We start from the raw sequence: 8,565 nt of genomic DNA on the forward strand, positions 1-8,565 counted from the left end.
GGCCTTGGCGACGTGGCTGGTGGCCGCCAGCGTGCCGCCCATCAACGCGGCGGCCATCGCCCAGGTGCCTTGATCGGCACCGAACACCGAGGCGGCCAGCGCAGCGCCGGCCGGGATGCGCACGACGGTGTGGACCAGGTCCCACAGCGTGTCGACGCCCGGGATCTTGTCGGCGAAGAACTCGACGAACAGCATGAAGCCGCTCGCGCCCAGCATGGCGGGGTGCTGAAGCACCTTCAGGCCCTGCGGCAGCTCGACCCAGCCGAAGTAGCCGGCGATGCCGGTGAGAAACACGACCAGGTACAGGCGCATACCGCTCGCCCAGCCGAGCGCGGCTGCGATGGCGATCAGCTGTGCGGTGTCGAGCGCCTGCATGGCCTTCAGGCGAGCCAGTTCGGCGCACGCTTGGCCAGGAAGGACTGGATCCCTTCGCGGCCTTCATCGCTGGCGCGGATGTCGGCGATGCGGCGTGCGGTCTCGGCGCGCAGCTCGGCGTCGATGGGGCGGCCGGCCACATCCTGCACGAGCTTCTTGCAGGCACTCACGGCCATCGGCCCGTTGGCCACCAGCGCGGCGATCAGTTCGTCGACCTTGGCGTCGAGTGCCTCGGGTGCCACACATTCGTGCACGAAGCCCATCGCGTGCGCCTGCGCCGCGCTGAAACGCTCGGCGGTGACGAACCAGCGCCGCGCCGCCTGCTCGCCCATCGCCTTCACGACATACGGGCCGATGGTCGCCGGCAGCAGGCCCAGCTTCGCCTCGCTGAGGCAGAACTGCAGGCCCTCGGCGGCCACCAGCACATCGCACACCGCGGCCAGGCCCAGCCCGCCCGCATAGCAGTCGCCGTGCACGCGGCCGACCACCGGCACGGGGCAGCTGTAGATCGTCCACAGCATGTCGGCCAGTGCCTGCGCGTCGGCGCGGTTCTGCTCCCAGCTGTAGCCCGCCATCGCGCGCATCCAGTTCAGGTCGGCGCCAGCGCAGAAGGCCTTGCCATGCCCGCCGAGCACGATGCATCGCAGCGTGGCGTCGGCGCCCAGCGTGGCAAAGGTCTGGGTGAGCTCGGCGATCACGCCGTCGTTGAAGGCGTTGCGGACCTCGGGCCGGTTGAGATACACGCGGGCCACGGGGCCGCTTCGCTGGACGTCGAGTGTCGTGGTCATGGCGGATCCGATCAGTAGCGCTTCGCCGCTTCGTCGAGCATCACTTCCGTCGCGCCGCCGCCGATGGCCAGGATGCGCGCGTCGCGCCACAGCCGCTCGATTTCTGTGCCGCGCATGTAGCCCATGCCGCCGTGGAACTGCTGGCAGGCCTGCACCACCTCGTTGACCAGCTCACCGGTGAGCGACTTGAGCAGAGAGACGTCCTGCACCACGTCGCGGCCCTGCGTGACCAGCCAGCCGCAGTGGTAGAGGTACTGGCGCGCGGCGCGCACCTTGGCGTCGAGCATCGCCAGGCGCTGGCGAACCACCTGCTTGTCGAACAAGGTGGCCCCGAAGGCGCGGCGGTCGCGCACGTACTCCAGCGTCATCTCCAGCGCGCGCGTGCAGTGGCCGATGGCCATTGCCGCCAGCGCGATGCGCTCGGTCTGGAAGTTTTTCATCACCGAGTAGAAGCCCTTGTCGACTTCGCCCAGCAGGTTGCCGGCCGGGATGCGGCAGTCGTCGAAGACCAGCTCGGCAGTGTCGGACGACAGCCAGCCGGTCTTCTCCAGCGTGCGGCCGACTGTGAATCCCGGCGTGCCCTTCTCGACGATGAACATCGAGATGGCGTGGCGTGCGCTACCCGTTCGCGCGGCGATGAAGTACAGATCGGCGTGCACGCCGTTGGTGATGAAGAGCTTGGTGCCGTTGAGCACCCACTCGTCGCCGTCTTGCTTCGCGGTGGTCCTGAGGCCGGCCACGTCGGAGCCCGCGCCGGGCTCGGTGATGCCCACCGCGGTGATGGTGCGCCCCGCGATCACGCCGGGCATGTACTTCGCCTGCTGCGCCGGATTGCCGGCGTGGTGCAGGTGCGGGCTGGCCATGTCGGTGTGCACGAGCACGGTGATGATGAAGCCGCCGTAGGTCGACTGCGACAGCGCCTCGGCGAACACCAGGTTGGTCAGCGCATCGGCTTCGGCGCCGCCGTGCCGAGCCGAGTACATCAGGCCGAGAAAGCCGGCGTCGCCCATCTTGCGCAGCACCTCGCGCGGCACGCAGCCGTCGCGCTCCCACTGCTCGGCGAACGGCTCGACCTCGCGCGCCAGGAAACGCGCCACCTGGTCGCGCAGCGTCTCGTGGTCGGGGGTGAGGTAGATGTTCTCCATGGCCGCTCGTCTCACATGCGGAACACGCCGAACTTCGCCTCGGGAATCGGCGCGTTCAGGCTCGCGCTGATCGCCAGCGCCAGCACGCGGCGGGTGTCGGCCGGGTCGATCACGCCGTCGTCCCACAGCCGCGCGCTGGCGTAGTACGGATGTGCCTGGTGCTCGAATTGGTCGAGGATGGGCTGCTTGAAGGCCTTTTCCTCCTCGGTGCTCCAGGAGCCGCCCTTGGCCTCGATGCCGTCGCGCTTGACGGTGGCCAGCACGCTGGCGGCCTGCTCGCCGCCCATCACCGAGATGCGCGCGTTCGGCCACATCCACAGGAAGCGCGGCGAGTAGGCGCGTCCGCACATGCCGTAGTTCCCTGCGCCGAAACTGCCGCCGATGATGACGGTGAACTTGGGCACGTTGACGGTCGACACGGCGGTGACCATCTTCGCGCCGTGCTTGGCGATGCCCTCGCTCTCGTACTTGCGGCCGACCATGAAGCCGGTGATGTTCTGCAGGAACACCAGCGGGATCTTGCGCTGGCCGCACAGCTCGATGAAGTGCGCACCCTTGAGCGCGCTCTCGCTGAACAGCACGCCGTTGTTGGCGACGATGCCCACCGGCATGCCTTCGATGTGCGCGAAGCCGCACACCAGCGTGGTGCCGTATCGCGCCTTGAACTCGTCGAACTCGGAGCCGTCGACGATGCGCGCGATGATCTCGTGCACGTCGTAGGGCTTGCGCGGGTCGGCCGGGATGATGCCGTGCAGCTCGCTCGGGTCGAACAGCGGCGGCCGCGGCGGCGCGAGCCGCTGCTCGTGCGCCTTGCGCCAGTTCAGGTTGGCGACAGACGCCCGCGCGATCGCCAGCGCGTGCGTGTCGTTCTGCGCGAGGTGGTCGGCCACGCCGGACAGGCGGGTGTGCACGTCACCGCCGCCGAGGTCTTCGGCGCTCACCACCTCGCCGATCGCCGCCTTCACCAGCGGCGGGCCGCCGAGGAAGATGGTGCCCTGGTTCTTCACGATGATCGATTCGTCGCTCATCGCCGGCATGTAGGCGCCGCCGGCGGTGCAAGAGCCCATCACCACCGCGATCTGCGGGATGCCCTGGGCGCTCATGTTGGCCTGGTTGAAGAAGATGCGGCCGAAGTGCTCGCGGTCGGGAAACACGTCGTCCTGGTTGGGCAGGTTGGCGCCGCCGCTGTCGACGAGGTAGATGCACGGCAAGCGGTTCTGCATCGCGATCTCCTGCGCGCGCAGGTGCTTCTTCACCGTCATCGGGAAGTAGGTGCCGCCCTTCACCGTCGCGTCGTTGCACACCACCATGCATTCGATGCCGGCCACGCGGCCGATGCCGGCGATCAGCCCGGCGCCCGGCGCCGCATCGACACCGCCCTTTTCCTTGTACATGTTCAGCGCCGCCAGCGGCGCCACCTCGAGGAAAGGCGTGTCCGGGTCGAGCAGCATCTCCACCCGCTCGCGCGGCAGCAGCTTGCCGCGCGCCGTGTGCTTGGCGCGCGCCGCTTCGCCGCCGCCCTGGGCGATCAGCGCGAGCTTCGCGTTCAGGTCGTCGACCAGCGCGCGCATCGCTGCGGCATTGGCCTTGAAGTCCTCGGAGCGGGGGCTGAGGTTGGAAGCGAGAACGGGCATGGGGTCTCCACGGGTCGGCCGACTGTGGCACCAGCCGGCTGGTTGACGTTTACGTAAACGTCAATCTGGCATTCTATCGAGGCCGGCTCGCCCGGGGCGCCAACTGCGCCTGCGACTTACCCGTAGACGTCGGCCTCGCGCCAGCCGAGCGCCGCCATGTCGGCCACGCGGAAGCGGTCGTCGCTGGGCATCAGGAACTCGTCGAGCTGCGGCGGCGGCACCGTCGTGCCGGAAAGCATCGCGTGCACCTGGCCACGATGGTGCGTCTGGTGCATGAAGAGGTGCGACAGCACGTGGGCGGCGCGGTCGCGCTGCACGTGCTCGCCGCGGTCCATGTCGACCATCGCCGAACAGCCGGCCTCGTCGAGCCCGTCGCACCAGGCGATCAGGCGTTCGTCGCTGGCTCGCTGGCGTGCGGCCAGTTCGGCCAGCGTCGCCGCGGGTGCGAAATCGCGGTATCTGCGCGGCAGTTCGGCGTCACCGTGCAGCGCGCCGACGTAGTACTCATCGACCGCGAGGATGTGATTCAGCGTGGCCGCGAGGCTGGGGAAGAAGCTCACTCGCGGCGCGTGGAAGTCCGCCTCCGGCAGCGCGGCCATGGCCGCATGCAGGCGGCGGTTGGCAAGCCGGTTGGCCCGCGCCTGGATGCGCAGCTGCCCGGCCAGCGAGAGCATCAGAACGGCCCCTTCTCCAGCCAGCGCTCGATCTGCGGCCGCCGGTCGTTGCCCCAGAAGGGCTCGCCATCGACGACGAAGAAGGGCGCGCCGAATACGCCGGCGGCAATCGCCGCCTCGTTCTCGGCCTTCAGCCGCGCCTTCCAGGCCGGGTCGTTCCAGACCGCCTCGGCCGCGTCGCCACCGATGCCGAAGTCGTCGGCCAGAGCGCGCAACTGCGCTACATCGCTCAGGTCGACACCACGCGCGAAGTAGGCGCGCAGGCAGTGGCGCGCCCACTGCGTGGCGCGATCGCGGTCCTGGTCGGCGAGCCACCAGAACACGCGTGCCGCGTTCTGGGTCGGGATCGGGAACTTGTCGGGGTTCCGTATCGGCACGCCGGCAAAGCGCGCCGAGCGCTCGAAGTCGCGCAGCGAATACTCGCGCTTGATCGGGTACGACACCGGGCTCTTCAGCTCGGCCGCCTGGAAGGTGGCGCCGAGCAGGATGGCCTTCCAGTTCACCGTGCGGCCGTGACGCGCGGCGAGCGCATCGATCCACTCCGACGCGATGTAGGAGTAGGGCGACGAGAAGTCGAAGTAGAAGTCGATCGGGCGCGGCAGCGGGCTCATGCGAACAGCCTACCGCGCTGCTTGACCCTTGTCATGCTGTCGGCAACCCTGCTCGATAGCATCGTCGCAATGGGTCTTTCGGTGGTTCTGGTGGTGGTGGCCGTGGCCGTGGCGATCGCGCTGCGGCCGTGGCGGCAGCTGCGCGGCGCGCCGATCTGGCATCCCTGGCTGGCCTGCCTGGTGCTGCTGCCCTGGGTGTGGGCGGCGCAGAAGGTGATGCCCGGCGGCGTGGCGGTACAGCTCTCCGGCGCCTGCCTGATGGTGCTGATGCTGGGCTGGCCGCTGGCGGTGCTGAGCCTGGTGCCGATTGCCGCGCTGGGCGCCTGGCTGGGCGGCATCGGCTGGGCCGAGGCGGTGGACCACCTGGCCTGGAACGGCATCGTGGCCGCCACGTTCGCGCTGCTGATCGGCCTGGCCACGCGCCGCTGGCTGCCCAAGCACCCCTTCGTGTTCATCCTGGGCCGCGGCTTCATCGTCACCGCGCTGGCGATGATGGCCGCGGGCGCGCTGTCGGCCCACCTCACGCCAGCGCCGCAAAGCACCGAAATCGGCTCGGTGCTGCTGGGCCACTGGCTGATGGCCTGGGGCGAGGCCTTTTCCACCGGCATGCTGGTGGCGATCTTCGTCGCCTTCAAGCCGCAGTGGCTGGCGAGCTGGTCGGACGAGCGCTATCTGAAGGACGCCTGAGCCCGGCGTCATCCTCTCCAGAACTGGGGAGTGAAGAGCACCAGCACCGCCAGCAACTCCAGCCGCCCGAGCAGCATGCCGAAGGTGCACACCCAGGTCTGGAAGTTCGTGAGCCCGCCGTAGTTCACCGCCGGCCCGACCTCGCCCAGGCCCGGGCCGATGTTGTTGACGCAGGCGATCACCGCGGTGAAGGCGGTCACCACGTCCAGCCCGCTGAACAGCAGCAGCATGGTCAGCGCCACCAGCGAGGCACCGTAGATCATCATGTAGGCGATCACGTTCTGGATCACCCGCGGGCTGATGGCCGAGCCGCCGATCACCACCGGATTGACCACGTTCGGGTGCACGATCCGCACCAGCTCGCGGTACGACTGCTTGAGCAGCAGGATCATGCGGACCATCTTGATGCCGCCGCCGGTGGAGCCCGCGCAGGTGGCGAAGCAGCCGAGCAGGATCATCAGCAGCGGCGCGAACAATGGCCACTGCGCATAGTCGTAAGAGGCATAGCCGGTGGTGGTGGCGATCGAGACCACGTGGAAGACCGTGTGGCGCAGCGACTCCTCGAAGCTCGGATACACCTGGTTCACGGTGAGGTACAGCGAGATCAGCGCCACCGTGCCGATCACCACGGCGTAGAAGGCGCGCACCTCGACGTTGTTCCAGAGCACGCCCAGCGAACGCTGCTTCCAGGCGACGAAGTACAGCGCGAAGCTCACGCCGGACAGCATCATGAACACCACGGCCACCGCCTCGATGGTCGGCGAGTTCCAGTAGCCGAAGCTCAGGTCGTGTGACGAGAAGCCGCCCAGGCCCATCGTCGTGCACATGTGCATGAAGGCATCGGCCCAGCTCATGCCGGCCCAGCGGTAGGCGAAGAAGCAGGCCACCGAGACCACGAAGTACACCGCCCACAGGCCGCGCGCCGTCTCGGCGATGCGCGGCGTGAGCTTGGCGTCCTTCATCGGCCCGGCCGTCTCGGCCTTGAACAGCTGCGCGCCGCCCACGCCCAGCAGCGGCAGGATGGCCACCGCCAGCACGATGATGCCCAGGCCGCCCACCAGCATCATGAAGCACCGCCACACGTTGACCGACAGCGGCAGCGCGTCCAGCCCGGTGAGCACCGTGGCGCCGGTGGCGGTGAAGCCCGACATCGATTCGAAGTAGGCATCGGTCACGCTCAGTCCGGGAATCGCCAGCAGCAGCGGGATGGCCCCGAACGCCGGCAGCACCAGCCAGGTCAGCCCCACCAGCACGAAGCCGTCGCGAGGCTGCAGCTCGCGGCGGAAGCGCCGCGTGGCCAGGCTCATCATCACCCCGCAGCCGAAGGTGAGGGCCGTGGCGACGATGAAGGCGTCCTCGGCCGGATCGTGCTCCGACAGCGCAAAGGCCAGCGGCACCAGCATCAGCAGCGCGAACAGCACCACCATCCGGCCGACGAGGGCGACGACGGCAAGTGGGGAGGTCATCAGAACAGGAAGGTCGCGCTGACCTGGAACAGCTTCTCGATCTCGCGCACCATGCGCTTCCTCGGCACGAACACGATCACGTGGTCGTCGCTCTCGATCACGGTGTCGTGGTGCGGGATGATGACCTTCTTGTAGACCTCGGCGTCGTTCACCGTGCGCACGATCGCGCCGATCTGCGCTCCCGGCGGCAGTGGCAGTTCCTCGATGCGCCGGCCGACGACCTTGCTCGACTTGCGGTCACCGTGCGCCACCGCCTCCAGCGCCTCGGCGGCACCGCGGCGCAGGCTATAGACGGCCTCCACGTCGCCGCGGCGCACGTGCGCGAGCAGCTCGCCGATCACCGTCTGCGCCGGCGACAGCGCGATGTCGATCTGCGTACCCTGCACGAGGTCGGCGTAGGCGCGCCGGTTGATCAGCGCCAGCACGCGCCGCGCGCCCATGCGCTTGGCCAGCAGGCAGGCCATGATGTTGTCCTCGTCGTCGCTGGTGAGCGACAGGAACAGGTCGGTGTCCTGCACATTCTCGGTCTCGAGCAGCTCCTCGTCGGTGCTGTCGCCCTGCAGCACGAGCGCGTCGCCGCTGAGCTGCGTGGTCAGGTATTCGCAGCGCGCCAGATTGGGCTCGATCACCTTGATGCGGCAGTCGTCCTGGATCTCGCGCGCCAGGCGCAGGCCGACGCGGCCGCCACCGGCGATCATCACGCGGCGCACCGGCTCGTCGCGCCGGCGCAGCGCATCCAGCACGCGCCGGATGTCTCGCGTGGCGGCGAGCACGAAGACCTCGTCGCCGGGCTCGATGCGGGTGGTGCCGTCGCAGATCACCTGGCGGTCGACCCCGAGTTCGTCGCTGCGGTAGATCGCCACGAAGCGCATCTCCACGTTCGGCACCAGCTGCGGCAGCTCGCTGATCACGTGGCGCACCATCGGCCCGCCGGTCACCGCGCGCACCGCGATGAGGCTGACCGCGCCTTCGGCGAATTCCAGCACCTGCAGTGCCTCGGGGTATTCGATCAGCTTGCGGATGTAGCGGGTGATCGACTCCTCCGGACAGATCACCTCGTCGACCGCGAAGCCTTCCTTGGCCATCAGCGGGCTCTCGTTCTGGAACTCCGGCGAACGGATGCGCGCGATCGTGGTCGGGATGTTGAAGACGTCGTGCGCGACCTTGCAGCACACGAGGTTGGTC

Annotated in this window: 9 protein-coding genes; 1 reads left to right on the forward strand and 8 read right to left on the reverse strand. The window is 68.7% G+C overall.

Translation table 11 applies throughout. The features are described from left to right. The 6 genes from AB7U92_RS16325 to AB7U92_RS16350 all read right to left on the reverse strand — a co-directional run. A partial coding sequence (locus tag AB7U92_RS16325; protein ID WP_428579056.1) for a DUF4126 domain-containing protein occupies positions 1 to 375 on the reverse strand: 375 nt, incomplete at its 3' end. 5 nt (positions 376 to 380) lie between these two features. Continuing rightward, complete coding sequence (locus tag AB7U92_RS16330; RefSeq protein WP_428579059.1) at positions 381 to 1,163, reverse strand: enoyl-CoA hydratase/isomerase family protein; 783 nt, start codon at positions 1,161 to 1,163, stop codon at positions 381 to 383. Between the two features lie 11 nt (positions 1,164 to 1,174). Beyond that, the gene (locus AB7U92_RS16335) at positions 1,175 to 2,308 is read right to left on the reverse strand and encodes an acyl-CoA dehydrogenase family protein (RefSeq protein WP_428579061.1); all 1,134 of its coding nucleotides are present in this window, start codon (positions 2,306 to 2,308) and stop codon (positions 1,175 to 1,177) included. A gap of 11 nt (positions 2,309 to 2,319) precedes the next feature. Continuing rightward, positions 2,320 to 3,942, reverse strand: coding sequence for a carboxyl transferase domain-containing protein (locus tag AB7U92_RS16340; protein ID WP_428579064.1), 1,623 nt, complete (start codon positions 3,940 to 3,942; stop codon positions 2,320 to 2,322). Between the two features lie 116 nt (positions 3,943 to 4,058). Then, positions 4,059 to 4,616 (reverse strand): DinB family protein, encoded by a 558-nt coding sequence (locus AB7U92_RS16345; RefSeq protein ID WP_428579067.1) that lies wholly within the window; start codon positions 4,614 to 4,616, stop codon positions 4,059 to 4,061. Further along, positions 4,616 to 5,227 carry a 2-hydroxychromene-2-carboxylate isomerase gene (locus AB7U92_RS16350; RefSeq protein ID WP_428579070.1) on the reverse strand — a complete coding sequence of 204 codons (612 nt, stop codon included), beginning with the start codon at positions 5,225 to 5,227 and terminating at the stop codon, positions 4,616 to 4,618. The genes AB7U92_RS16345 and AB7U92_RS16350 overlap by 1 nt, the downstream gene beginning before the upstream one ends. Before the next feature lie 33 nt (positions 5,228 to 5,260). Here AB7U92_RS16350 and AB7U92_RS16355 point away from each other — a divergent pair, with 33 nt between their 5' ends. Then, entirely contained in the window at positions 5,261 to 5,914 is a 654-nt protein-coding gene (locus AB7U92_RS16355; RefSeq protein ID WP_428579072.1) for an energy-coupling factor ABC transporter permease, read from the forward strand. Positions 5,915 to 5,922: 8 nt separating this feature from the next. Here AB7U92_RS16355 and AB7U92_RS16360 read toward each other — a convergent pair whose 3' ends face one another. Together AB7U92_RS16360 and trkA are read right to left on the reverse strand one after the other, a co-directional pair. Continuing rightward, positions 5,923 to 7,380: a TrkH family potassium uptake protein gene (locus tag AB7U92_RS16360; protein ID WP_428579074.1), complete on the reverse strand. Its 1,458-nt coding sequence runs from the start codon at positions 7,378 to 7,380 to the stop codon at positions 5,923 to 5,925. Next, on the reverse strand, positions 7,380 to 8,565 hold a 1,186-nt coding region (gene trkA, locus AB7U92_RS16365), incomplete at its 5' end, for a Trk system potassium transporter TrkA (RefSeq protein ID WP_428579077.1). The genes trkA and AB7U92_RS16360, both read right to left, overlap by 1 nt.

The organism is Piscinibacter sp. (assembly GCF_050175855.1).
In the GTDB taxonomy this organism is placed as follows: Bacteria; Pseudomonadota; Gammaproteobacteria; order Burkholderiales; family Burkholderiaceae_C; genus Piscinibacter.